Origin of the sequence: Streptomyces erythrochromogenes, from assembly GCF_040684695.1 — a bacterium.
GTDB lineage: Bacteria > Actinomycetota > Actinomycetes > Streptomycetales > Streptomycetaceae > Streptomyces > Streptomyces erythrochromogenes_C.
In genome coordinates this window covers 13,186-38,180 of sequence record NZ_JBFBGM010000045.1, presented here as the reverse complement: position 1 = coordinate 38,180, position 24,995 = coordinate 13,186, and the positions used below count along the sequence as shown (strand labels likewise).

Genomic DNA, 24,995 nt, shown 5'->3' with positions numbered 1-24,995 from the left:
GCTGTGTTCTTGCGTTTCCGACTCTATCAGACTCTTTCGTGTCCGACTTCCTCGGCGCTTTCCAGGTTTTCGCTTTCGCGTTTCCCTTTCCGGCGGTTCCGACTCTATCAGCGAATTTCCTTCTCCCCGACCACTCGCCGCATTCCGAAAGGGCATGCGAATAAGGGGTGGAGATCGAGATGGAAGCTGAAGAGGAGGATGCCCGTCCATCGGCCGTTCGCGAGATGTTCACGCGGGGCGTCCTGGCGGGAGTCACGACAGTACAGGCCGGGGGGTGCCCAAGCAAATCGATTCAGGCGTATGGTCTAGTCCACCGGTCTAGTCCACTAGTCTCCGTGCCGAAGGGACCAGTCCGGATCGGGACCTACATCGGACGAACCCGAACAACTAGTGACTTATCCTTCAGAAGAGTACGCCGTTCGCAACAGTCAGTGACGGCGACACCCAAAGCCCCACCCCTGGGAGGCCCCTCATGACCAGCGTGACGTCCCCTCTTGCCGGTCGCGCCATCGGACTCGCGGCAGTGCCGGATCCGGTGTTCTCCGGCGCGATGGTGGGACCGGGCACCGCCATCGACCCCGTGCGTGAGCCCTCCGAGGCGGTTGCCCCCGTCGACGGCGTGGTGGTCTCCCTGCACCCGCACGCGTACGTGGTGGTCGACGGCGAGGGGCACGGCGTACTCACGCACCTCGGCATCGACACGGTCCAGCTCAACGGCGAGGGCTTCGAGCTGCTCGTCAACAAGGGCGACACCGTGACCCGCGGCCAGGCGGTCATCCGTTGGAACCCCGCTGCCGTCGAGGCCCTCGGCAAGTCCCCGATCTGCCCCGTCGTGGCACTTGAGGCGACGGCCGAATCCCTCTCCGACCTCGTCGAGTCCGGCGACGTCAAGGCTGACGACGTTCTCTTCAGCTGGCAGTGACCCTTCCGCCCGCACGGGCGTGACGGACATCCATCGCGGCGGCCAGGGCCGCCGCCCAATCGGAGACGGGTGAAATGGAGACAACGCTGCGAGGCGTCGGCGTGAGCCACGGAGTGGCGATCGGCGAGGTGCGGCACATGGGCACGGCGGTCCTCGAACCGCCGGCCAGGCAGATCACCGCCGACGAGGCGGCGCGCGAACAGGGGCGCGCCCGCCAGGCCGTGAGTGCCGTGGCGGCCGACCTGATCGCGCGTGGCCAGCTGGCCGGTGGCGAGGCCCAGCACGTGCTCGAGGCCCAGGCGATGATCGCCGAGGACCCCGAGCTGATGGCGGACGTCGACCGGCGGATCGCCGTCGGCAGCACCGCCGAGCGCGGTGTGTACGACGCCTTCGCCGCCTACCGCGACCTGCTCGCGGGGGCCGGCGAGTACATGGCCGGCCGGGTGGCCGACCTCGACGACGTGCGCAACCGGATCGTGGCGCGGCTGCTCGGCGTACCGATGCCCGGTGTGCCGGACAGCGACGAGCCGTACGTGCTGATCGCGCGGGACCTTGCCCCCGCCGACACCGCGCTGCTCGACCCGGCCCTGGTCCTCGGCTTCGTGACCGAGGAGGGCGGGCCGACGAGTCACAGCGCGATCCTCGCCCGCGCGCTGGGCGTGCCGGCGATCGTGGCGCTGCCGGGTGCCGGCGAGATCGCCGAGGGCACCATGATCGCGGTGGACGGCAGCACGGGCGACCTGTTCGTCGACCCGTCCGCGCAGAAGCGGGCCGAGCTGGAGGCCGCGGCCGCCGAGCGCAAGGCGGCTCTGGCCGCCTCGTCCGGTCCCGGTGCGACCTCCGACGGCCACAAGGTGCCGCTGCTGGCCAATGTCGGCGGTCCCGCGGACGTGCCGGCGGCGGTCGAGGCCGGGGCCGAGGGCGTGGGCCTGTTCCGGACGGAGTTCCTCTTCCTGGACGACAGCAAGAAGGCGCCGTCGGAGGAGAAGCAGATCGACTCCTACCGCAAGGTGCTCGAAGCCTTCCCCGAGGGTCGCGTCGTCGTCCGCGTGCTCGATGCGGGCGCCGACAAGCCGCTGGACTTCCTGACCCCGGCCGACGAGCCGAACCCGGCGCTGGGTGTGCGCGGGCTGCGCTCCCTGCTGGACCACCCGGAGGTGCTGCGCACGCAGCTCACCGCGCTGGCGAAGGCGGCCGAAGGCCTGCCGGTCCACCTCGAGGTGATGGCCCCGATGGTGGCCGACCGCGCCGACGCGAAGGCCTTCGCGGACGCCTGCCGTGAGGCCGGCCTCCAGGCGAAGTTCGGCGCGATGGTGGAGATCCCCTCCGCCGCGCTGCGCGCGCGCTCGATCCTGCAGGAGGTCGAGTTCCTCTCGCTGGGGACCAACGACCTGGCGCAGTACGCCTTCGCCGCCGACCGGCAGGTCGGCGCCGTCTCCCGGCTCCAGGACCCGTGGCAGCCCGCGCTGCTCGACCTGATCGCCATGTCGGCCGAGGCCGCCAAGGCGGAGGGCAAGAGCTGCGGCGTCTGTGGCGAGGCCGCCTCCGACCCGCTGCTGGCCTGTGTGCTGACCGGTCTGGGTGTCACCTCCCTGTCGATGGGTGCCGCGTCGATCCCCTACGTCCGGGCGACGCTCGCCAAGCACACGCTGGCGCAGTGTGAGCGTGCCGCGGTGGCGGCCCGTGCGGCGGACAGCGCGGAGGAGGCCCGCAAGGCCGCCCAGGCGGTGCTCTCCGGCGAGTAGCCGGCGGGCGTGTCGTACGGACCGAGGGGCCCTCGCCGGTGGCGGGGGCCCCTCGGCGTGTCAGTGGTGCGGGCCGGGGTCGTCGACCTCGTAGCCGGGGCAGTATTCGACGCCCGGTTCCGGTGCGACGAGGTCTCCGGTGTCGGCGTCGGTGCAGTACGCGTTGAAGACGGCGGCGGCCGAGAGCGCCGTGAGGCGGCCGCGGTCCAGGCGCCAGCCGTGGACCCGGTCCTGATGGCCCTCGGTGGTGCTGCGCACGACCAGTCCCCCGGGCCCGCCCAGGGCGAGGCCCGCGGCGAGGACCGTCACGAAGTCGAGGCTCTCGCGGCCCTCGATGCGCGGCGGGGTGTCCGGGGCGCCGCTGCTGTCGGCGTGCAGGACGGCGACGAGCTGCTCGTCCTCGGTCGGGATGCTGCAGACGAAGTGGTGGTGGCCCGGTCCGGCGCCGGCGAGAAGGCGTTCGAGCGCGTCGGCGGCGCGGTCGAAGGAGGCGTGGCCGATGTCCTCGCCGCAGTCGGCGCAGCGGCCGACTCCGGCGAGGACGGCGGTGGCGTACTCCCAGGTGGCGTGGCGGACGGCTTCGTCCACGAGGAGGGGTACGAGCTCGTCGATGGGCTGGCCGGCGTAGGGCAGCACGGTCCCGCCGGCGGCGAGTTCCGCGGTGAAGCGGGTGCGGGTCTCGGAGGTGTCCGGGTCGAGGCCGTTCTCCCCGCAGTACTCGGCGTACTCGTCGGGGTCGAAGAGCGCGACGGTGGTGTGGATGCCCCGGGCCGCCAGGGAGCGGAGCAGGCCGTCGACGTGGTGGAGGTAGTCGGCGTAGTCGGCTCGGCGGTCGAAGCCGAAGCTGCGGTAGCCGCACATGGCCGCGAAGTCCCCGGCGTCGGCGAGGAGGCCGACGGTACTGGGGACCTCGCGGCGCAGTGCGCGGCGCCGGTGGCTGTCGAGGTTCCGGGCGGTGGTGCGGTCCCGGTCGGTGCCGCGATCCGCGGCGGTGGTGCGGTCCCGGTCGGTGCCGCGGGTCGGGTCGTTGCCGGGACCGGCACCGGTGTCGTTGTTGCGTGGCATGGCTGGCTCCCCCTGAGTGCGATCATTTGCTCACTCAGCGTAACCATCGCCACTGACAGTGACAGTTCCCTCAGCCTCGGGTGCGGGCCAGATCCTCGTAGAAGCCGAGGAGGCCGATGTCGTCGACGGAGCCCGGGTTGACGGCCTTGGCCAGCGGGGTGCCCTGGAGGAGCCGCTTGACCGGGACCTCGATGCGCTTGCCGGTAAGGGTGTGCGGGATGGCCGGCACCTCGATGATCTCGTCGGGGACGTGGCGCGGGGAGAGTTCCTCCCGGATCGTCGACTTGATCCGGGCGCGCAGGGCGTCGTCCAGGGTGGCGCCCGGGGCGAGGTGGACGAAGAGCGGCATCCAGTACCCGCCGTTCGGCTCCTCCAGGCCGATGACCAGGGACTCCTTGATCTCGGGGAGCCGTTCGACGGCCTCGTAGATGTCGGCGGAGCCCATCCGGACGCCCTGGCGGTTGAGGGTGGAGTCGGAGCGGCCGTGGATGATCACCGAGCCGTGGTCGGTGATGGTGATCCAGTCCCCGTGGCGCCAGACGCCGGGGAACATCTCGAAGTAGCTGTCGCGGTAGCGGCTGCCGTCGGGGTCGTTCCAGAAGTGGATCGGCATGGAGGGCATGGGGTTGGTGACGACGAGCTCGCCCACCTCGCCGACGACCGGCTTGCCCGACGGGTCCCAGGACTGCAGGTCCGTGCCGAGGCAGGCGGCCTGGAGCTCGCCGATGTGCACGGGGAGGGTGGGGACGGCGCCCGCGAAGCAGCTGCAGACGTCGGTGCCGCCGCTGACGGAGGCGATCCAGAGGTCTTCGGCGACCTCGTCGTGGAGCCAGCGGAAGCCGTCGGGCGGGAGCGGGGAGCCGGTGGTCGCCACGCACTTCACCGCGGAGAGGTCGAAGTCGCGGGACGGGTGGACCTCGGCCTTGCGGCAGGCCATGACGTAGGCGGCGGAGGTGCCGTACAGGGTGGCGCGGGTGCGCTCCGCGATGCGCCACTGGGCGCCGGTGTCCGGGAAGCCGGGGCTGCCGTCGTAGAGGACGACCGTGGTGCCGGTGAGCAGGCCGGAGACGAGGAAGTTCCACATCATCCAGCCGGTGGAGGTGTACCAGAAGAACCGGTCCTCCGGGCCGAGGTCGCAGTGCAGGCCGAGCTGCTTGAGGTGTTCGAGGAGGATGCCGCCCTGGGACTGGACGATCGCCTTGGGCAGGCCGGTCGTACCGGAGGAGTACAGGACCCAGAGGGGGTGGTCGAAGGGGACCGGCTCGAAGACGGGCTCGGTGTCGGCGGCGGTGAGCGCGGACCAGTCGAGGGCGCCGTCGGGCGCGGGCGTGCCGAGGAGCGGGATGTGGACGACGGCGCGCAGGGAGGGGAGCTCGGCGCGGAGCTCGGCGACGGCCTCGCGGCGGTCGTGCTCCTTGCCGCCGTAGCGGTATCCGTCCACGGTGAACAGGACGACGGGCTCGACCTGCTGGAAGCGGTCGAGGACGCTGCGGGCGCCGAAGTCGGGCGCGCAGGAGGTCCACACGCCGCCGACCGCGGCGGTGGCGAGGAGGGCCACGGCCGCCTCGGGGATGTTGGGGAGGTAGCCGCTGACGCGGTCGCCGGGGCGTACGCCGAGGGCGCGCAGTTCGGCGGCGAGGGAGCCCACCCGGCGGCGGAGTTCGGCCCAGGTGACGGGGACGGGCTCGTGGGTCTCGTCCACGTACAGCAGGGCGGGGTCGTCGGCGCGGGCCGGGTCCTCGGCGGCGCGCAGCGCGTGCTCGGCGTAGTTGAGCGTGGCTCCGGTGAACCACTGCGCGCCGGGCATGGACCGGTCGGCGAGGACGGACTCGTACGGGGTGGTGAAGCGGACGTCGAACCATTCCGCGACGGCCTGCCAGAAGGTGTCGAGCTCGTCGACGGACCAGCGGTGCAGGGCGGGGTAGCCGCCCTCCGCGGGGGCTCCGAAGCGCGTCGCGGCCCAGGCCTGGAAGGCGGTGATCCGGGCCGCGGCGATCCGGTCGGGGCCCGGCGCCCAGAGGGGTTCCGGCTGGGTGGCTGAGGTCATGGGTCGGCTCCCGGTCAAGTCTGCGGCTCGCGCTTCGTGTGCGTACGGTGCCATCGCGCGGGGGGTGCGCGCGCGGCGGCTCACAGGGACGATGCCATGTGATCGACGGCTGCACCAGGGTCGACCTGGCCGGTCGGGTGAGCGGCGGGGAACGGCGCCGGCGGGTGAACGGCAGTTGAACGCCGTCCCTTCGGCCAGGGGCCGGTGGCAGGGTGAGCGCCATGGACGGTCGTGATCTGGTGCGTGCGGTGAAGGACATCGGTACGGAGCGCGGTCGGCGTGCCTGGCTCTCGGCCTGGCGCCGGCGGCGCGCGGACGCGGAGGGGCTCCCGCGCCGGGGCGCGGAGCGGGCGCGGGTGCCAGGTCTGCTGGTGGGTACGGAGCCCCGGCCGGGCGGGGGCGTGCTGCGGTTCGCGCGCTCGGAGCTGGTGGTGCGGGTGATGGCGGGCGGGGTGGTGTTCTGGGCCTGGGACGGGGCCGGGGCGACCCCTTCGTACGCGGTGGTGGGGAGCGGGCCCGAACCGGACCTGCGGGCGGTGCTGGAGCCGGACACCGGGGGCGGCTGGCGGGTGGTGTCGGAGCGGGTGACGGTGGCGGTGTCCCGGCACGGGGCGCTGGAGGTGCGCACGCCGGGCGGGACGGTGCTGCGGCGGGAGTCGCCGCCGCGGTGGTGGGAGCCGGCTCCCCCTGCCGGGGAGGCCGCGGAGGCCGGGGAGGCCTCGGAGGCCGGGGAGGCCTCGGAGGCCGGGGAGGCCTCGGAGGCCGGGGAGGCCTCGGAGGCCGGGGAGGCCTCGGAGGCCGCGGAGGCCGGGGAGGCCTCGGAGGCCGCGGAGGGGGCCGGTGCCGCCGGGCCGCGCCCCGCGGGGGAAGCCGCGTACTCGGGCGGGGCCGGCGGTTCGGGCACGGGCATCCCCGGGGAAGGCCGCGCGGGCGGAGGCGGCGGGGTTGCGCGGTGGGGGGTGCGGAGCGAGGTCCCGGCGGACGCGCGGTTCTTCGGGCTGGGCGGGCGGGCGGCGGGCCCGCGGCTGCGCGACGGGACGTACCGGCTGTGGAACACGGACCCCAAGGGCGGCTTCGGGCCGGGCGTCGATCCGCTGTACCTCACGATGCCCGTGCAGATGGTCGTGGCGGACGCGGGCACCCACCTGGTCTTCCACGACAACGGGTGGGACGGCCGGGTGCTGCTGCGCGAGGGCGAGGAGGGAGTCGGTTCCGGGCAGGACCGTCCGGGGTCGAGCGAACTGCGCATGGAGGGCGGGCCGCTGCGCTGCTGGGTGCTGGTGGGCACGCCCGCGCGGGTGCTCCAGGGCTGGTCGGGGCTGACGGGCGGGGCCGCGGTGCCGCCGGAGTGGGCGCTGGGGTACCAGCACGCGCGGTGGGGCTTCGGGAGCGCGTCGGAGGTGCGGCGGGTGGTCGCCGGGTACGCGGCGCGCGGGCTGGCGCTGTCCGCCGTACACCTGGACATCGACCACTACGACGGACACCGGGTGTTCACGGTGGACGAGGACCGCTTCCCGGATCTTCCCGGGCTGGCGCGGGAGTTGCGGGAGCAGGGCGTACGGCTCGTCTCGATCGTGGACCCGGCGGTCAAGGCCGGCGACGCCCTGCACGCGGCCGGGCTGACGGTGGGGTCGGGGGGCGCCTTCGTACGGGACGCGCGCGGCCGGGAGGTGCGCGGGGAGGTCTGGCCGGGCGAGTGCGCCTACCCGGACTTCACGGATCCCGCGGTGCGGGAATGGTGGGGCGGGCTGTACGAGGAGCGGCTCGCGCAGGGCTTCTCCGGCTTCTGGCACGACATGAACGAGCCGGTGTCCTTCGCCGCGTTCGGGGACACCACGCTGCCGCGGTCGGCGCGTCACGCGATGGACGGGGCGGGCGGCGACCACCGCGAGGGCCACAACGTGTACGCGCTGGGGATGGCGCGTGCGGGGTGGGAGGGCCTGGTGCGGCTGCGCCCGCAGGAGCGGCCGTTCCTCTTCTCCCGGTCGGGCTGGGCGGGCATGCAGCGGTACGGGGGCACGTGGTCGGGCGACGTGGAGACCAGCTGGGAGGGGTTGCGGGCCTCGCTCGCGCTGGTACTGGGGCTGGGCCTGTGCGGGGTGCCGTACTCGGGGCCGGACGTGGGCGGTTTCGGCGGTTCGCCGTCGCCGGAGCTGTACGTGCGGTGGTTGCAACTGGGCGCGTACCTGCCGTTGTTCCGTACGCATGCGGCGATCTGGGCGGGGCGGCGGGAGCCGTGGGAGTTCGGGCCGGAGGTGGAGGAGCAGGCGCGGGCGGTGATGGCGGAACGGGAGCGGCTGCGGCCGTACTTCGTGACGCTGGCCCACATGGCTCGGCGGACGGGCGCCCCGTACGTGCGGCCGGTGTGGTGGGGGGCTCCGGAGGACCGGCGGCTGCGGGACTGCGAGGACTCGTTCCTGTTGGGTGACGCGCTGCTGGTCGCGCCGGTGCTGGAGTGCGGTGCGGACCGGCGGGCGGTACGGCTGCCGCGGGGCCGGTGGTACGACACCGCGACCGGGGCGGCGTACGAGGGGCCGGGCCAGATCCTGCTGGACGCCCCGCAGGGCCGGATCCCGGTGCTGGCGCGGGCGGGTGCGCTCCTGCCGGTGCGGTCCCCGGCGGGCGACGGTGTGGAGCTGGAGGTCTGGGCGCCGGCGCGGGGCCGTACGGGCGGCGGCGTGGTAGTCCGGGACCCGGGCCCGGGCTTCGGGGCGGGCACGGTCGAGCGGTACACCTCGCGGTGGGCCGGGGACGCGGTGCTGGTGGAGGACGAGGCGGGACTGCCGGTGGAGGGCGTGGTGGTGCGGGGGCTGTAGGCGTTGCCCCGGCGGATCAGGGGCGGGTTCCTGAACCGGGCCCCTGATCCCGCGCCTCCTGCGCCGGTCGGGCCGACAGCGGCGCGGGGCCGGGGCGTCAGGCGTAGTGGCCCGCGAACCAGGAGGCCGCCGCCTGGGTGTGGAGGGGGAAGGCCAGGGTCTCGGCGGTGCGCAGGACGTGCCAGCCCGTGGTCTCGTCCGTCGGCTTCGAGGCGGGGAGGGTGTCCGCGGGGCGGGGCGGGAGGAGGCCGAAGAGGAGGAGGTGGCCGGCCGGGGAGCTCAGGGCGTCGGCCAGGGTGACGTCCGAGGCGGGGGCGGTGATGCCGGTCTCCTCGCGCAGTTCGCGGACGACGGCCTCGCGCCAGTCCTCGCCGAAGTCGATGAAGCCGCCGGGGAGGGCGATGCCGCCGAGGGCCGGTTCGATCGTGCGGGTGATGACCACGAGGCCGGTGCCGTCGGCGTCCTCGACGGGGAGGAGGGTGACGGCCACGGGGAGCGGGTTGCGGTAGGCGGTGGCACCGCACGACGGGCAGGTGCGGGGCCAGGCGGTCGTGCCGTACGGCGCTCCGCAGGTGGAGCAGTGCGAGTCCCTCAGGTGTTCCGGCATGCGGTGATGGTATGCCAAGGGATATGAGGATGACGGCTGTTGTGGGGCTGGTCGGGGTGCTGGCGGGCGGGGCCGCGGCCCCGCCGGGGTTCACCGCGTTGCGGGAAGTGGATCCGAGCGTCCGGCAGGACATGCGGTACGCGGGTGCGCGGAACTTCACCGGCGCGGTGGTCGACGGGTACCAGGAGCCGGAGTGCCTGCTGGCCCGGCCGGCGGCGCAGGCGCTGCGGCGGGCGCAGCGGGTGCTGTTGCGGCGCGGTTATTCCCTGCGGGTGTACGACTGCTACCGGCCGCAGCGGGCGGTCGATCGGTTCGTGCGGTGGGCGCGGGGGGAGGACGGTCCGGAGGACCTGGCGCGCAAGGCGGAGTTCTATCCGCGGGTGGAGCGCGGCCGGCTGATCGCGGAGGGGTACATCGCGGAGAGGTCCGGGCACAGCCGCGGGAGCACGGTCGACGTGACGCTGGTGGAACTTCCCGGCCGGGAGGTCGACATGGGGACGGCGTTCGACTTCTTCGATCCGCTGTCGCACACGGACGATCCGCGGGTGACGGGCGCGGCCCGCGCAAACCGGCAGTTGCTGAAGCGGGTGTTGGGCGGGCAGGGGTTCGTGAACCTTCCCGAGGAGTGGTGGCATTTCACCTACCGGCCGGAGGCGTACCCGGACGCGTATTTCGACTTCCCCGTCGCTGTCGCCGAGGTCCGGCCGTGAGTACCTTGCCCGCATGACATTCAGCTCGTACGAGGAATTCTGGCCGTACTACGTCGCCATGCACTCCCGCGCCGCCACCCGCTGGGTGCACCTGGCCGGCACGCTGACCGGTCTGGCGCTGACCGCCTACGGGGTGGCGCGCGGCCGCAGGCGCTGGCTCGCCGCCCTCCCCGTGATCGGGTACGGGACCGCCTGGCCGGCGCACTTCCTGATCGAGGGGAACAACCCGGCCACCTTCGGGCATCCGGCGTGGTCGCTGCGCGGGGACGCTCAGATGATCCGGATGATGCTGGCCGGGCGGGACGCGGAGCTGGACGAGACCGCCCGGAAGTGGCTCGCCGAGAACCGGTGACCCGGGCCGGGCGGTCGTGGCAGACTCCTGTCTTCTGACGATGCGTCAGCTCTTCGGCATGGGAGGGGTCTTGGCACGCACACGCACACCCGTCGTGAGCGGGTGGTTCACCGAGAACGCGCCGGGCGGGGGCGGCTTCCGGCTGCTCGGCACCCGGTGCTCGGCCTGTACCGCGGTGTTCTTCCCCCGCGAGGACGCCTTCTGCCGCAACCCGCGGTGTCCCGGGGGCGGGGAACTGGCCGAGGTGCCGCTCTCGCCCCGGGGCCGCGTCTGGTCCTACACCGACGGGCGCTACCGGCCGCCCGCGCCGTACGTGTCCGACCCGGCCGAGCCCTGGGAGCCGTACACCCTGCTCGCGGTGGAGCTGGAGGCCGAGGGGATGGTCGTGCTGGGGCAGGCGGCGCCCGGGACCGGGGTCGCCGACCTGGCGGTGGGCACGGAGGTCGAGGTGGTGGGCGGCGTGCTGCACGAGGACGCCGAGACCACCTGGGTGACCTGGCAGTTCAAGCCGGTGGGAGGGGCCGCGTGAGCGCCGACGTCGCCGTCCTGGGGGCCGGCATGCACCCGTGGGGCAAATGGGGCCGCAGTTTCGTCGAGTACGGGCGGACCGCGGCCCGGGCGGCGCTCGCGGACGCCGGGCTGGACTGGACGGACGTGGGGTCGGTCGTCGGCGCCGACACGGTGCGCTCCGGGTACCCGGGCTACGTGGCCGGGGCCACCTTCGCCCGGGCCCTCGGCTGGCAGGGCGCCCGGGTGACCAGCGTGTACGCGGCCTGCGCCTCGGGGGCCCAGGCCATCGGGGCGGCCCGCGCGCAGATCCTGGCGGGCCTGGCCGACGTGGTGCTCGTGGTGGGCGCAGACGCGGCGCCCAAGGGGTTCTTCGCGCCGGCCGGCGGCGAGCGGCCGGACGATCCGGACTGGTTGCGGTTCCGCGTCCTGGGCGCGACCAACCCGGCGTACTTCGCGCTCTACGCCCGTCGCCGGATGGCCGTGCACGGGGACACCCTGGAGGACTTCGCCCAGGTCAAGGTGAAGAACGCGGCGGCCGGACGGCTCAACCCGCACGCCCGCTACCGCAAGGCCGTCACCGCGGACGAGGTCGCCGCCTCGGCGGTGGTGGCCGATCCGCTCCGGCTGCTCGACATCTGCGCGACCTCCGACGGGGGCGCGGCCCTGGTGCTCACCAGCATGGACTTCGCGCGCTCGCGCGGGGTGGCCGATCCGGTGCGGATCCGGGCCGTGTCGACGGTGACGCCCACCTATCCGCGGACGGTGCTGGACCTGCCGGACGTCGCCACCGACTCGACGACGGCCGCGGACCCGGTCGCCGGATCCTTCCGGTCCTCGATCGCACGGGCCGCCTACGAGGAGGCGGGGCTCGGACCGCAGGACCTCTCGCTCGCCGAGGTGTACGACCTGTCCACCGCCCTGGAACTGGAGTGGTACGAGGACATCGGGCTGTGCGCCGAGGGCGAGGGCGCGAAGCTGCTGCGGGAGGGGGCGACGGCCCTGGGCGGGCGGATCCCCGTCAACACCAGTGGCGGGCTGGCCTCGTTCGGCGAGGCGGTGCCGGCCCAGGCCATCGCACAGGTCTGCGAGCTGACGTGGCAGTTGCGCGGTACGGCCGGGGAGCGGCAGGTGCCCGGCGCGCGGGCGGGGATCACCGCCAACCAGGGGCTGTTCGGGCACGGGTCGGCCGTCGTCGCCGTGCGCTGAGCCGTGCCCGCCGGCGGACCGCGTCGGCAATTGGTGTCGTCGGAACGCTTGACGGCCCCCGGCGGCAGGTTCACACTCGCTCCACAGTCCCGCGCCGCGACCGGGACCGCGAACCCCCCGTGAGAGCTGCGGCCCGTACCCCAGTCGGCGGGGGTACGGGTCGCGCCCATGTCGTCGCGCCGGTGGCGGGCCCCGGCGGGGCCGCCCGAGCGGCCCCGGTTCAGGCCCCCGCGGACAGGCTCCGGCGCCGCTCGCGGGCCAGGGACATCGCGTGTTCCACGACCCCGACCAGCACGTCCTTCACGGACTCCCGGTCCCGTGCGTCGCACAGCAGCACCGGCACCCCGGGGTCGAGGTCCAGTGCCGTCCGTACGGTCACCACGGGGTGGCGGTCCGCCCCGTCGAAGCAGTTGACCGCGACGACGAACGGGATCGCCCGCCGCTCGAAGTAGTCGATGGCCGCGAAGCAGTCGGCCAGGCGGCGGGTGTCCGCGAGGACCACGGCGCCCAGGGAGCCCTGGGCCAGCTCGTCCCACAGGAACCAGAAGCGGTCCTGTCCGGGCGTGCCGAACAGGTACAGCACCAGGTCCTCGCGGAGCGTGATGCGTCCGAAGTCCATGGCCACGGTCGTGGTGCTCTTGCCCTCCACTCCCCCGGTGTCGTCGACGCCGACGCCGGGCTCGGAGAGCCGTTCCTCGGTACGGAGCGGTCTGATCTCGCTGACCGCGCTGACCAGGGTGGTCTTGCCCACCCCGAAGCCTCCCGCGACCAGGATCTTCAAGGTCAGCGGCTCGACCGGCGACACCGCGTGCATGGCACCGGTGCGGCTAAAGCGCCCGAAGGCCATCGATCACCTCACGCAGAATGGATTCATCGGGCAGTTCTGCCGGGGGTACCGGCCTGGTCACGTGGACCAGTTCCTCATCGACCAGGTCGCCGATGAGGACGCGTACGACCCCGACCGCCAGGTCGAGGTCGGCCGCCAGTTCGGCGACCGACTGGGGCCGTTCCCGGCACAGCCCGAGGATGTGGGCGTGTTCCGGGGAGAGGGTCATGTCCCAGACCGGATCCTCGGCCGCCGGTTCGGCGACGACGAGGGCGATCAGGTCGAGACGGTGCTGGCCCGCGTGGCTGGTCCGCCCGCGGGTCATGGCGTAGGGGCGTACGACGGGACCCGCGTCGTCGTCGAACCAGTGCGCGTGGTCTGGGGCGGACGGGTCGAAGGGCATGCCGGCGGAAATGTCGGCGAGATGGTCCTGGCCTGGGTCGCTCATGCCTTCCGACTCACCCTCCGGCTGGCAGCCCGGTGCGTGGGGCGGTCGCCAGGTGGTCGCCCACCCGCTTGACCATCAGGGTCATCTCGTACGCGACCTGCCCGACGTCGGAGTCGGCGTCGGCCAGCACGGCCAGGCAGCTGCCGTCGCCCGCGGCCATGACGAAGAGGAAGGCCTCGTCGAGCTCGACCACGGTCTGGCGGACCCGGCCGGAGTCGAAGTGCCGGCCGACGCCCTTGGCCAGGCTGTGGAACCCGGAGGCGACCGCCGCCAGGTGCTCGCTGTCCTCGCGGGTCAGGTCCTTGGAGCTGCCCGTGGGCAGGCCGTCGCCGGAGAGGACCACCGCCTTGCGGATGGACCCGACCCGGTCGACGAGCTCGTCGAGGAGCCAGTTGAGCGGGCCGGAGCCGCGGCCCCTGCTGTCGTTGCCGGTCTGCGGTGCGGTCATCGACCGTCCCCTTCGTTCTCGTTCGCGGGACCGCCGGCGGGGGTTGTGCCCGCCCCGGTCTCGGACTGCTGCTGTGCGTGCCGGTTGCGGCCCGCCGTCCAGCCACGCTGGAGTGCGGACATGCGCGTGCGTACGTCCTCCGCGTCGCGGTCTGCCACCTGGTCGGGGGCGGCTTCGGCGGGCGCGGACGACGCGGCCTTCTTGAGCTGTGGTGCCAGGCTGGCCTGGCGGATGCGGCGGGGCAGCCCACCGGTGTCGGGACCGACGGCGGGTTCGGTGTCGTCGGATCCGGCGGTGGGGGCCTGCTGCGGGACCACGGAGACCGGGCGGGGATCCACCCGGCGTCCGTGCTCGGCGACCAGGGTCGGGGTGGGGCGGCGGCGCGGCAGCGGTACGGCTCCCTGGGCGCGCGGGCCGTCGGGGCGCGGGACCTCCAGGCGCTGGGTGTCCAGCCGGACCGGCCCGGTGGGGGCGAGCGGCTCGCGGTCGCGGTCGCCGCCCCGGGTGCCGTTGCGCTCGGCGTGCCGCTCGGTGTGCGGCCGGTCAGCCGGGCGCAGGCCGAGCAGGGCGCTGCGCGGGGTGCCGTTCGGCGGGGTCTCGTCGTCGAGGGTCGCCATGGCCGGGCGGGCGCCGGCGGGACGCCCCGTGACGGCGGCCGGGTCCTCGTCCAGGGGGGCGGGGTCGTCGAGGCCGTCCAGGCCGCGGCCGCCGAGCGGGGCCTCCAGCTCCACGGGGCCGCGCAGTTCGGCGGTGGGCAGCGGGCGGGCGGCGGACGCACGCTCCGCGGTGGTGACGGGCCGCTCGGAGTGCGTCCTGCCGATCTGGCCGGCCTTCACGGCCCTGCTGCCGGCCTTGCCGGGCCGGGGGCCGTCCAGCCGTACGCCGCTGCCGCTGGTCTCGGGGGCGTCGGTGAGCAGGGCCGACGGGAGGAAGACCACCGCGGTGGTGCCCCCGTACGGGCTGGGCTGGAGGACGACCTTGACGCTGTGGCGCTGGGCGAGGCGGCTGACGACGAAGAGGCCGAGCCGGTCGGTGTCGGAGAGTTCGAACTCGGGGGTCTCGGCGAGCCGGAGGTTCGCGTCGAGCAGCGCCTCCGGGGTCATGCCGAGGCCGCGGTCGTGGATCTCCAGGGTGAAGCCGTTGGCGACGCGCTCGCCGTGGACCTGGACCGCGGTATGCGGCGGGGAGAACACGGTGGCGTTCTCCAGGAGTTCGGCGATGAGGTGGGTGACGTCGGCGACGGCCGGGCCGACGATGCCGAGGCGGGTGAGGCGGCGTACCTCGATGCGCTCGTAGTCCTCGACCTCGGCGACGGCGGCCCGTACGACGTCCATGAGCTGGACGGGCTTGCGCCACTGGCGGGAGGGGGCGGCTCCGGAGAGGATCACCAGGCCCTCCGCGTGGCGGCGCATGCGGGTGGTCATGTGGTCGAGGCGGAAGAGGTCGGCGAGCTCCTCGGTGTCCTCGGTGCGGCGCTCCATCGTGTCCAGGAGGGTCAGCTGGCGGTGCAGCAGGACCTGGTTGCGGCGGGCGAGGTTGACGAACACCTCGGAGACGCCGCGTCGCAGGTCGGCCTGCTTGACGGCGGCCTCGACGGCGGCGCGCTGGAGGGTGTTGAGGGCCTGGCCGACCTGGCCGACCTCGTCCTTCTCGTATTCGAGGTGCGGCGACTCGGTCTCGACGTCGACGTGTTCGCCGGCGGCGAGGCGGCGCATGACGCTGGGCAGGCGGACGCCGGAGGCCTCGTGGGCCTCCTTGCGCAGCCGGGACAGGTCGCGGACCAGGTCGCGGCCGATGCGCACGGAGAGGACGAGGGACACGATGAGGGCGAAGAATCCGAGGATGCCGGCGCCGGCGGCCTGGATCATGACGTCCGTGGCCACGGGCTCGATGCGCCGCTGGTAGCGGTCGCCGGCGTCGGTGTTCATGCTCGCCAGGTCGTCGAGGACCTTGGAGGACGCCTCGTCCCACTGGGCGGCGGTGAGGTTTCGCGGCTTGTTGACCGCGCCGCCGGAGATGAAGCGCTCCTCGGCCTCGCGCAGCGGCTGGGTCTGGAGGTCCTTCCAGTACTGCTCGAAGATCTCCCGGTCGCCGGCGGGGAGGGTCACGAGGTTGAACTCGTAGAGCAGCGTGCGGTTGGCGGCGAAGTCGGACACGCGGCGGACGTCGCCGGCGCTGATGTTGCGGGCGGCGAGGGCGGAGGCGATCACGGCGTCCTCGCGGGAGAGGAGCTCGCGGGCGCGGCTGATGCCGACGAGGGCGCGGCCCTCCTTGTCGACCTCGACGTTGTCCAGGCCGTGGAGGTTCATGAGGAAGTCGTAGCAGGGGTCGACCAGCCGGTTGTAGAGCTCCAGGGCCTGGCCGGGGTCGAGGGCGTTCTGGTCGACGGAACGGCGCATGGAGCCGATGCCGTGGAACGCGGTGACGATCGAGCGCAGGCGCTGGGCGCTCTGCGGGCTGAGCTCGTCGACGACCTTCGGGTCGCGCGCGCTGACGCTGATCTTCTCGACGGCCTGGTCGGTCTCGGCGCGGCGCTTGGCGAGTTCGGCGGTGGCGGTGGCGGCCCGGGGGTCGCCGAGCACGACGAGGGTCTGGCGCCGCTCCTTCTGGATGATGCGCGCGACGTCCTCGATCGGGTAGCCGACCTTGTCGATGACGTAGGCCACGTCGAAGAGTTGGATGGCCTGACGGCCCGTGATGACCGTGGCGAAGCCCCAGAGGGCGGTCAGGGAGACGAGCGGCACAAGGAGCAACGCCACGATCTTCCGGCGGATGGATTTCCCGCGAAAGCGCATGGCCTCCCCAGCCTCCCCCAGGTCAACCCCGTTGCCGGGGGTCGGTGTTCCGTCATTTAAACGGCGTGAGCCTACTACTGCTGACGAGTAGGTTCGAAGGCGTGTCCGGACGTTTTCGGCCTGCCCCCCGTGTGAAGATCACCAGTTGTCCGATACTTCCGGTCAAGTGCGGCCCGATATGTGGCAGATGACACTTGGTGGGGCGTCAGTTCCCGCACCCTGATGGATGGCTGGAATTATTCGTTCCGCGATCTTTGCCACCTGAGGAGGCATCCGGGATCCGGGAATCTCCCGGCGTCGTCGGACGTCTGTCAGTACGAGGGGCACGTCGGGGTAGACGTGTGGGGGAAGGCGAGGCGGACCGCGGTGGGGAGTGAGCGGACCATGAGCAGTGACGAGCGCGTCGGCGCCGGTACGGCGAGGCGCGGCCTGTGGGTGGAGGAACCGGCGCGACGGCGCCGGATGCCGGATCCGGTGCGGGTCTCGGCCGTACGGGCGGTACTGGTCGTGGCGGTGACCCTGACGCAGGCGACGATCACGTTCTTCCTGAGCCTGACGGGCTCCTGGCTGGCCTTCCCGATGGTCCTCGGCGCGGTCGCGGCGACCGTCCTGGCGACCTGGGCCGTGCTGGACGTGTGGATCACCCGGCAGACGTGGAACCAGCGCTACGGGGTCGTGTCGGAGCCGAGCAGCACGGCGCGGCTGCGCCGCCGTGAGGCCCGTCGGGCGGCCAAGGCCGCGCGGGCGGCGCGCAAGCTCGCCGGACCGGCCCGCATAGCCCGCGAGGACGGGCCCCTGGCGGGGTTCGGCCGGCGCTGAGCGGACCTGCGACGTCCTGACCGGGCCCGCGGGCCCCGGCGCCGGTCGACGCGGGGCCCGGGGTCCAGGGGCGGACCCCACGCGGGAGACAGCACGGGGCACGGGGCACGGGGCACGGGAGGCAACGGCCGCGCGGCGCGCAGGACGCGCGCCGGCGCGCGTCAGGCGGTCGGGGCGGCGCTGCGGCGGAACATCCGGGTGGCCGTGATCTCGCCGTGGATGGTCTCCCCCTCCGGGGACTGCTGCGGCAGGCCCGGGCGCAGGTGCTCCTCGACGCTGATGTACTTCAGGCCCGCCCGCAGGTCCGCGTCGTTGCGCAGGCGGATCACCAGCGGGAACTCGGCCAGGGCGGTCGTGTCGAACAGTCCGGTCGTGTAGAGCAGCTGCACGCCGAGCGCGTCCGACACGGCCCGCTGGAGCTCCAGCAGGTAGGTGGCGTTGGCGCGGCCGATCGGGTTGTCGAGGAACAGCGTGCCCGCGTGCCGGTGCTTGTCGCGGCCCCGGTCGTTGCTGCGCAGCGCCGCCATCGTGCAGTACAGGGCGATCGCGGCGGTCAGCAGCTGCCCGCCGGAGAACACGTCGCCCATCTGTCCCACGGGCACCCGCTCGGCGCGCAGCACCGCGTCCGGCTTGAGGATCTCCACGGAGATCCCCTTGGGTTCGAGGGCCGCCTGGACGCCCCTCAGCAGCAGGGACATGCCGTCGCGGCGGCCCTCGCCGAAGGAGGCGCCGCTGTTCTTCTTCACGGCCGTGCGGGTCGCCTCGTCGATGACCTCGCCCAGCCGCTCCGTGAGGGTGGCCTGGTCGGGTTCCTCGAAGCGGATCCGCAGGAACTCCTGCCCCGACCATTCCCCGAGGCCCTCGGGGAGCTGGGAGAGGCGCTGGGCGGAGCGGAGGGTGGCCAGGGCCGATTCGACCAGGCCGCGCAGCCGGTCGACGATGCTGTCGCGGTTGCGCTCCAGCTGCGCCAGCTCGTCGGTGAGGACGCGCAGCCGGGGGGCGAAGGCCGCCGCCCAGGCAGCCGCGTGCTCGGGCAGGGCGGAGGCGGGCAGTTCGCGGATCTGCTGGCGCGCGGGGGTGCGTACCTGTTCGTAGCGGGTCGCGTTGGCGTGCCGGACCAGGATGTCGCTCGCCTCGCGCACCGCGGACTCGGCGGCCGACAGGTCGGCGGCGCAGCCGCGCAGGGAGCGGCGGGCCTCGGTGGCGGACTGGCGGGCCTCCTCCAGGGTGCCGGGGTGGGCCACCGGCTCCTGCTCGTCGTCCTGGTGGGTGTGGTCGCGCAGCAGGTCCCGCAGGAGCGCCGCGGTCTCGTCGAAGCCTCCGGCGCCGTCCTCGGCGGTGCGGTGGGCGCGCAGCAGGTCGGCGTGGGCGGCGCGGGCGCCCTCGACGGCCGCGGTGTGGGCGGCGAGCTGGGCCGTGGCCGTGCGCAGCAGGGCCTGCGCCTGGTCGACGTCCGCGGGGACCAGTTCCTCGGGCAGTTCGGTGTGCGCCTCGCCCTCGGCGGGGGCGTGCCGTTCGGCCTCGCCGCGCAGGCGGCCGAGCTGCTCGCTGGCGGTCGACGCCCGGGTCTCCAGCATCTGCACGAGGGACTCGGCGCGGGCCGCCGCGGCCTGGCGGGAGGGGCCGTCGGCGCCGTCGGTGCCCTCCAGGAGCTGGGCGGCGCGGGTGCGGACCTTGTTGGTGAGGCGGTCGAGTTCGGCGAGGGCGGCGCTCTCGTCGCTCTCGGCGCGGGCCTGTTCGGCGCGCAGGTCGGCGCCGACGCCGACCTTCTCGTAGAGCTGGGACGCGGCGCGGTAGGCCTCGCGCAGGTCGGGCAGCGGGACGCGCGGGCCGTCGTCGCCGTCGGGCAGCTGGTCGGGGGCGCCGGCGATCTCGGCGCGCTCGGCGCGCAGGGCCCGGGCGGTGCGGCGGGCGTCGTCGGCGGCGCGCTGGGCGGCGCGGCGGTCCTCGTCGGCGGCGCGGGCGCGGTCGAGGCAGACCTCGGCGCGTGCCTCGGACTCGGCGGCCTCGTCGGCGAGTTCGCGTACGCGGGCCTGCCAGCCGGCCCGCTCGCGCAGGCGGAAGGCGAGGCCCGCGAGGGCGTCGGCGGCGCGGCGGGCGCGCTGGGCGGTGTCCTGGCGCTCGTCGCGGACGCGGGCCGCGTCGGCGGCCGCCTCGTCGGCCTCGGCACGTACCGTACGGGCCTCCGCGAGCTCGGCGTCGGCCTCCTCGGCGAACATCCGGGCGGCGGCGGCGTGTTCGGCGAGCTCCGTGAGGCGGCCAGCCGGGCAGCCGGTGCGCCAGGACGCGAGCCGGGCGGACAGCTCGCGGTCGCCGGCGAGCCGGGCGGCGAGGTCGCGGATCTCGGTGTCGCGGGCGCCGGCGCGGGTGCGCAGCGCCTGGCGCTCCTCGTCGGCGGCGTGCTCGTCGTGCATGGCCGGGTTCGGCGTGACGATGAAGATGCCGGAGGCGTCGTCGTCCGGGCCGGCCGCGGGCACGGGGGCGAGCAGGGCCGCGGCGGTGCCCACGGCGACGGTGGAGCGGGGCAGCAGGGCGGCGCCGGAGAGCACCTCGCGGGCCCGGCCGTGGGTGTCGGGGTCGGTGATGACGACGCCGTCGACGAGTTCGGGGCGGGCCGCGAGGACGGCGGCGTGGTCGGCGGGGTCCACGGCCTGGGCGAGGTAGCGCCATCCGGGGAGCGCGGGGATGCCGTGTTCGCCGAGGTACTCGACGGTGGCGAGGACGTCGGGGCCGGGCGGCAGCAGGCCGCCGTCGCCGAGCGCCCCGAGGATGCGGGCGTCGTCGGCGGCGGCGGTACGCAGTTCGAACAGCTGGCGCTCGGCGGCGGCGACCCCGTCGGCCAGGAGTGCGCGCAGGTCGTCGGCGCCCCGGTCGAGGTCCTCGGCGGTGAGCAGGCCGACGGCGGTGGCGAGGGCGGCGCGACCGGCGCCCGGCGCCTCCCCGTGCGGGGTGCCGGGGGCGCCCTGGCCCGGGAGGGACGGTCCGGTGGAGCCGTCGCCCGTGCGGGGCGAGGGGAGCGACACGTCCGCGGCGTCCGCGGCCGAGGGCAGCCCGAGGAGTTCGGCGAGGCGGGGGGACGCGGCGAGGGAGCCGGCGGCGCGGTGCTCGGCGTCGTGGGCGGCCTCGGCGGCGTCGGCGGCGTCCGCGGCGCGGGCGGCGGTCAGCTCGGCCCGGGACTCCGCGGCGGCGGCCTCCCGGGCGGCCTCGGCGGCGGCGCGGGCGGCCTCGCGGGACTCGTCCCAGGCGGCCACGGCGGCCTTCTCCGCGTCGGCGGCGGCGAGGGCGGCGCGGGCCGGGTCGGCGTCGGGCGCGGAGTCGTCGAGCCAGCCGGCGCGGACGGCCTCGGCGGTCTCCTGCTGGACCTCGCTGAGCCTGGCCCTGAGGTGTTCGGCCTCGCTGCGGGCCCGCTGGGCGGCCGTGGCGGCGGCGGTGGCGTCGCGGTGGGAGTCCTCGCCGGTGGCCTGGAGGGCGGCGGAGCGCTCCTCCTCCTCGTTGGCGAGCCGCTCGCCCCCCTCGGCTGCGGTGTGCAGGGCCCGTACGAGTTCGCCGGCGGCCGTGGCGCGGGCGGCCAGGGCCGGGGCGGCGTCGCGCTCGGCCTCCCGGATCGCCGCCGCGACGCGCGCGGAGCGGTCGGCGGCGGCGCGGTGGCGCAGCACGGTCTCGGCGGCCTGCCAGGCGGAGTGCAGCGTGCGGGCTTCGAGGAGTTCGCGGCGCTGCGCGGCGGCGGCCTTGTCGGCGACGGTGAGGGCCAGCGAGGCGTGCCGGTAGGCGAGTTCGGCGGAGACGGCCGCGCTGCGGGTGCGGGCGGACTCGGCGGCGGTGACGTCGTGGGCGGCGGCGGTGACCCGCTGGGCGAGGTCGGCGGCCCGGCCGCGCTCCTCGGCGGCGCGGGCGGACAGCCGGCGGGCCAGGGTGCGGGTTCGGCGTTCGGCGCCGGCGTGGACGTCGCGCAGCCGGGAGCGGGTCGCTGCGGCTTCGACGATCTTGGTGAGCAGGTCCACCGAGCCGGCGGTGAAGTCGCGTTCGGCCATCAGCTCGGCGCGGCGGCCGAGCTTGTTGCCGAAGCCGTGGACGAGGTCGGCGAGGCCGTCCGTGTCGCGGGTGTCGGTGACGGCGCGCAGCAGCAGGTCGGTGAAGTCGGAGTCCTTCTTGACCGCGAAGAGGCCGGCGGCCTCGCCCTCGTCGGCGTTCATCTCGCGCTGGTAGCGGAAGAGTTCGGGGTCGAGGCCGAGCTCGGTGAGGTGCTCGTTCCAGCGGTCGTGGATCTCCTCGAAGTACACCTCCAGGTGCGGGTACGCCTTGCCCGATTCGGTGAGGGCGTCGCGGAAGCCCTTCATCGTGCGGCGGCGGCCCTGGGCGCCGGAGGCGCCCTCGACGGGCGGGCGCACGGCGGTGGACTCGGCGACGGGCAGGCTGTCGAGGCTCAGCCCGGGACCGGGGCGGAAGGAGTACCAGGCCTCGGCGAACTTGCGGGGGTCGTTGGAGACCTGGCGGCCGCGCCATTCGCTGACCTTGCCGACGACCACGCACTCGCCGGTCTGGGTGTGCTGCCACTCCAGGGCCACGTGGCCGCAGTCGTCGGCGAGCAGGAACTTGCGCAGGACGCCGGAGCTGGCGCCGCCGAGGGTGTTGCGGTGGCCGGGCAGCATCACCGAGAAGATCAGCTTGAGGAGGACGGACTTGCCGCCGCCGTTCTCCAGGAAGAGCACGCCGGCGGGCGCGGGACGGCGCGGCGGCCCGGTCGGCTCCTCCTCGAAGAACTCCGCCTGGGTCGGCGCCGGGTGGGGCACCGGCTCGCCGACTCCGCGCAGGTCGAGCACGGTGTCGGCGTAGCGCGCGCCGGCGGGCCCGATGGAGTAGAGGCGGATCCGGGACAGCTCGTACATGGCGGCGGACTCTCGTGGTGTCTGGGTGAGGCAGGGGCTACGGGGATCGGGAACTCAGGCGTGGAAGGGCAGCCCGGCGTCGGCGGCCAGCTCCAGGTCGTCGCCCTCGGGCGGCGGCAGGAGGGTGGCGGAGCCGTCGCTGACGGGGACCACGCCCAGTTCCAGGAGTTCGGCCATGGCCGAGCTGCCCGCCATGTCGCGGACCTGGAGCTGGTAGCGGGGGGTGGTGCGGTAGGTGCCGCCGGACTCGTCCCCGGTGCGCTGGAGGAAGCCGGAGTCGGTGAGGAAGGCGGCGGCCTTGCCGACGATGCCGGTGGTGGAACCGGCGAGGCGGCGGGCGTCCTTGGTGGCGCCGGTGGCGCTGCGGCGGGCGTAGACGCGCCAGGCGGCTTCCAGACCGGGGGCGTCGGAGGCCGGGTCGGTGTTCTCGCCGAGCTCCTCGGCGCGCTCCTCCAGGCGGCGGCAGGTCTGCCGGACGAAGGCGTCGACGCCGTTGACGGTGACGCGGCCGATGTAGCCGTCGTCGGCGAGGTCCTCGGGGCGCGGGAAGGCGAGGGCGGCGACGGCGAGGTGGGCGAGGCCGTGCAGGAACCGGTCGGCGGAGTCGGCGGCGGTGCGGCGGGCGTAGTCGCCCATCCTGACGGCGAAGACGGAGTCCTCGTCGGCGGCCACGGCCATGCCGGCGCGCGGGGACACCTCCAGGACGACGAGGCCGAGGCCGGTCGCGACGGCGTCGGCGAGGCGGCCGAAGGCGGGCTCCTCGCGGTAGCGGCGCAGCAGTTCGGCGTACTCGGCGTCACGTGCGGGGGCCAGCTTGGGCTGGAGCCCGAAGGCGACGAGCCGGGCCGCGTCGGCGGCGTCCGCCGGGGTCACGGACCCTCCGGTGGCGGGCGCGACGGGAGCCGACGGGGCGTCGGGCTCGCTCCACGCGGGGTGCTCGGCGTGGTGGTCGCTCACGGGCGGGTCTCCTCGGCAGTGCGGGGCGTACGGGGCGTACGGGGGATGCGGTTCGGCTGCGCGGGCGTGCCGGGTCCGAAGTGCGGGGCTGAGGTCCGGGTACCCCGGCTCCGCCGGGCACCGGGCTCCGCCCGGACCCGCGCCTCAAACGCCGGCGGGGCTGGATGTGAGTCCGGCGAGGCTGGGTGCGGTCCCGGCGGGGCTGGGTGTGGTCCCCGCGGGGCTGGATGCGGAGCCGGCCAGGCTGAAATGGCTCGGCACAGCGGGCCGGCCTGGGCGGAGGCGGTCACGAGGCCTCCGCGCGGTCGGCGGCCATGCCGGCGGCGTCGAGGAGGGCCGTGCCGACGATGAGGTCGGCGCCGCCGAACTCGGGGTCGTCGAGCTGCGTGCCGTCGTCCACGGCGAAGAGCAGCCGCTCCTCGCCCTGGCGGTACGCGGTGCCGACGGCCGGGCTCGCGGCGTGGACGGCCAGCAGGGCCACCAGGTACGGCAGTTCGGTGTCGCTGCGGCGGGCCTCCGCGAGGAGTCCGGACAGCCTGCGCGGGGCGTCGTGCGGCAGGTCCAGGAGCTGCATCGCGGCGGCGAGCTGCTCCTCGCTGAAGCGGCTGTCGTCCGGGGTGGCGATCAGGTCCGGCTCCGGCATCTCCGCGCCGAGGTGCTCGCGCTCGACCGGCGGGGTCAGGAGGATCTCGACGAGGTCGGCCACCCGCACCGAGACGGGCGTGCGCAGCCCCGTGCCCGCGGCGAAGAAGGCGTCGGTGACCCGGCGCGCCTGCTCCACCGGCAGCGGCAGGATCGGGGCGACGAGCTGGCCGTAGAGGTCGATGCCGGTGCGCGGCGCCGGGGCGGCGAAGGCCTGGCGGTCCTGCTCGGCGCGGAACAGCGGGCCCGCGTCCAGCAGCCGGGACTGCAGCTGGGTGTGGCGGCGGATGCAGTCCTTGACGATGTCGACGAGCTCGGCGGCGCGGCGCTTGTTCTCCGGCTCCTCGGCCTCGTCGCGCGCCTTGCGGATGTTGGTCAGGATCGCGTTCTCGTGGCGGTAGCGGTCGGCCACGTGCTCCAGCGCCTCGGCGATCATGTCCGGGACGGCCTGGAGCCAGTCCACCGCCCGGACGTTGCGCCGGGTCGCGTCCAGGGTGCGGCGCAGGGTCTCGGCGTACTGCACGGTCCGGTAGCGGGCCTGCTCGGCGGCCAGCTGGGCGTCCGCCAGCCGCCCGCGGCTGATCAGCACCTCCAGTTTGACCTCGGCGGCGATCTGGGCGCTGGTGACGTCGGTGTCGAGGGCGCCGACCAGGACGTTGACGGCCTCGTCGGTGGTGCGCAGGTAGACCGCGCCGCCGTAGGGGACCTCTTCGACCAGCTTGAAGTCGTAGTCGCGGCGCACGTACACGCCGTCGGGGCCGAAGGTGCCGTAGATCGCGCGGAAGCCGCGGTCCACGCTGCCCACGTTGATCAGGTTCTCCAGCACCCAGCGGGCCACCCGCTCGTGCTCGGCCGCCGGCCGCGCCGGGGCCTGGGCCGCGACGCGCGGCAGCAGCCTGGCCACTATCTGCTCGTGGTCGGCGCCCGTGTCGAAGTCCATGTTGAGCGTGACCAGGTCGATCGCGGCCAGCGCGACCTCCGCCATCGCGTAGACCCCGTACTCGCCCGCCAGATTGGCCTTGCGTACGTCGAGGTCGTGCAGCGGGGCGGTGCAGGCGAGGGCGCGCAGCCGCCGGGCCAGGCCCTCGTCGGCGGCCGGGCCCGGCGCCGGGGACGGAAGGGTCTTCGCCGGGGCAGGGAGAGTCACGGACAAAGACTAGGTCCTGTTGCTGACAACATCCCAAACGGCATGGT

The 24,995-nt window shown here is 74.5% G+C and carries 18 protein-coding genes; 8 read left to right on the top strand and 10 right to left on the bottom strand.

The window, feature by feature from the left end; translation table 11 throughout:
- Nucleotides 1–472: 472 nt before the first annotated feature.
- Nucleotides 473–922: a PTS sugar transporter subunit IIA gene (locus tag AB0O53_RS37100; RefSeq protein ID WP_365201527.1), complete on the top strand. Its 450-nt coding sequence runs from the start codon at nucleotides 473–475 to the stop codon at nucleotides 920–922.
- 74 nt (nucleotides 923–996) lie between these two features.
- The gene (gene ptsP / locus AB0O53_RS37095; RefSeq protein WP_350997008.1) at nucleotides 997–2,667 is read left to right on the top strand and encodes a phosphoenolpyruvate--protein phosphotransferase; all 1,671 of its coding nucleotides are present in this window, start codon (nucleotides 997–999) and stop codon (nucleotides 2,665–2,667) included.
- Between the two features lie 60 nt (nucleotides 2,668–2,727).
- Here ptsP and AB0O53_RS37090 read toward each other — a convergent pair whose 3' ends face one another.
- Both AB0O53_RS37090 and AB0O53_RS37085 read right to left on the bottom strand, forming a co-directional pair.
- Nucleotides 2,728–3,732 carry a DUF8829 domain-containing protein gene (locus AB0O53_RS37090; RefSeq protein ID WP_365201524.1) on the bottom strand — a complete coding sequence of 335 codons (1,005 nt, stop codon included), beginning with the start codon at nucleotides 3,730–3,732 and terminating at the stop codon, nucleotides 2,728–2,730.
- Between the two features lie 70 nt (nucleotides 3,733–3,802).
- The gene (locus AB0O53_RS37085; RefSeq protein WP_350997003.1) at nucleotides 3,803–5,779 is read right to left on the bottom strand and encodes an acetoacetate--CoA ligase; all 1,977 of its coding nucleotides are present in this window, start codon (nucleotides 5,777–5,779) and stop codon (nucleotides 3,803–3,805) included.
- Nucleotides 5,780–6,000: 221 nt separating this feature from the next.
- Here AB0O53_RS37085 and AB0O53_RS37080 point away from each other — a divergent pair, with 221 nt between their 5' ends.
- The gene (locus AB0O53_RS37080; RefSeq protein ID WP_365201520.1) at nucleotides 6,001–8,595 is read left to right on the top strand and encodes a glycoside hydrolase family 31 protein; all 2,595 of its coding nucleotides are present in this window, start codon (nucleotides 6,001–6,003) and stop codon (nucleotides 8,593–8,595) included.
- Nucleotides 8,596–8,692: 97 nt separating this feature from the next.
- Here the strand turns inward: AB0O53_RS37080 and AB0O53_RS37075 are convergent, their stop codons facing one another.
- On the bottom strand, nucleotides 8,693–9,202 hold the full coding sequence (locus AB0O53_RS37075) for an NUDIX domain-containing protein (RefSeq protein ID WP_365201517.1): 510 nt from the start codon (nucleotides 9,200–9,202) through the stop codon (nucleotides 8,693–8,695).
- Nucleotides 9,203–9,231: 29 nt separating this feature from the next.
- On the opposite strand from AB0O53_RS37075, the gene AB0O53_RS37070 reads away from it, so the two are divergent.
- The 4 genes from AB0O53_RS37070 to AB0O53_RS37055 all read left to right on the top strand — a co-directional run bounded on the left by AB0O53_RS37070 (nucleotide 9,232) and on the right by AB0O53_RS37055 (nucleotide 11,980).
- On the top strand, nucleotides 9,232–9,912 hold the full coding sequence (locus tag AB0O53_RS37070) for a M15 family metallopeptidase (RefSeq protein ID WP_365201514.1): 681 nt from the start codon (nucleotides 9,232–9,234) through the stop codon (nucleotides 9,910–9,912).
- A 13-nt stretch (nucleotides 9,913–9,925) separates the two neighbouring features.
- Nucleotides 9,926–10,264 (top strand): Mpo1-like protein, encoded by a 339-nt coding sequence (locus AB0O53_RS37065; RefSeq protein WP_350996992.1) that lies wholly within the window; start codon nucleotides 9,926–9,928, stop codon nucleotides 10,262–10,264.
- Nucleotides 10,265–10,334: 70 nt separating this feature from the next.
- Complete coding sequence (locus AB0O53_RS37060) at nucleotides 10,335–10,793, top strand: Zn-ribbon domain-containing OB-fold protein (RefSeq protein ID WP_350996989.1); 459 nt, start codon at nucleotides 10,335–10,337, stop codon at nucleotides 10,791–10,793.
- On the top strand, nucleotides 10,790–11,980 hold the full coding sequence (locus AB0O53_RS37055; protein WP_350996987.1) for a lipid-transfer protein: 1,191 nt from the start codon (nucleotides 10,790–10,792) through the stop codon (nucleotides 11,978–11,980). Before AB0O53_RS37060 ends, AB0O53_RS37055 begins: the two co-directional genes overlap by 4 nt.
- A gap of 220 nt (nucleotides 11,981–12,200) precedes the next feature.
- On the opposite strand, the gene AB0O53_RS37050 is transcribed toward AB0O53_RS37055, so the two are convergent.
- From AB0O53_RS37050 to AB0O53_RS37035, 4 genes are read right to left on the bottom strand one after another with little or no spacing between them, the layout of a single operon-like run.
- Entirely contained in the window at nucleotides 12,201–12,827 is a 627-nt protein-coding gene (locus AB0O53_RS37050; RefSeq protein ID WP_030016310.1) for a GTP-binding protein, read from the bottom strand.
- A complete protein-coding gene (locus tag AB0O53_RS37045; protein WP_350997033.1) occupies nucleotides 12,808–13,209 on the bottom strand; it encodes a DUF742 domain-containing protein in 402 nt (133 codons plus the stop codon). The genes AB0O53_RS37050 and AB0O53_RS37045 overlap by 20 nt, the downstream gene beginning before the upstream one ends.
- A 55-nt stretch (nucleotides 13,210–13,264) precedes the next feature.
- The gene (locus AB0O53_RS37040; protein WP_030964627.1) at nucleotides 13,265–13,702 is read right to left on the bottom strand and encodes a roadblock/LC7 domain-containing protein; all 438 of its coding nucleotides are present in this window, start codon (nucleotides 13,700–13,702) and stop codon (nucleotides 13,265–13,267) included.
- The gene (locus tag AB0O53_RS37035) at nucleotides 13,699–16,461 is read right to left on the bottom strand and encodes a sensor histidine kinase (RefSeq protein WP_403143088.1); all 2,763 of its coding nucleotides are present in this window, start codon (nucleotides 16,459–16,461) and stop codon (nucleotides 13,699–13,701) included. Before AB0O53_RS37035 ends, AB0O53_RS37040 begins: the two co-directional genes overlap by 4 nt.
- Nucleotides 16,462–16,881: 420 nt before the next feature.
- On the opposite strand from AB0O53_RS37035, the gene AB0O53_RS37030 reads away from it, so the two are divergent.
- Nucleotides 16,882–17,316: a hypothetical protein gene (locus tag AB0O53_RS37030; protein WP_350996980.1), complete on the top strand. Its 435-nt coding sequence runs from the start codon at nucleotides 16,882–16,884 to the stop codon at nucleotides 17,314–17,316.
- A 161-nt stretch (nucleotides 17,317–17,477) separates the two neighbouring features.
- Here the strand turns inward: AB0O53_RS37030 and AB0O53_RS37025 are convergent, their stop codons facing one another.
- The 3 genes from AB0O53_RS37025 to AB0O53_RS37015 all read right to left on the bottom strand — a co-directional run bounded on the left by AB0O53_RS37025 (nucleotide 17,478) and on the right by AB0O53_RS37015 (nucleotide 24,948).
- A complete protein-coding gene (locus AB0O53_RS37025) occupies nucleotides 17,478–22,202 on the bottom strand; it encodes a hypothetical protein (protein ID WP_365201509.1) in 4,725 nt (1,574 codons plus the stop codon).
- 54 nt (nucleotides 22,203–22,256) lie between these two features.
- A complete protein-coding gene (locus tag AB0O53_RS37020) occupies nucleotides 22,257–23,159 on the bottom strand; it encodes a hypothetical protein (protein WP_350996975.1) in 903 nt (300 codons plus the stop codon).
- Between the two features lie 286 nt (nucleotides 23,160–23,445).
- Complete coding sequence (locus AB0O53_RS37015) at nucleotides 23,446–24,948, bottom strand: hypothetical protein (protein ID WP_350996973.1); 1,503 nt, start codon at nucleotides 24,946–24,948, stop codon at nucleotides 23,446–23,448.
- Nucleotides 24,949–24,995 lie beyond the last annotated feature (47 nt).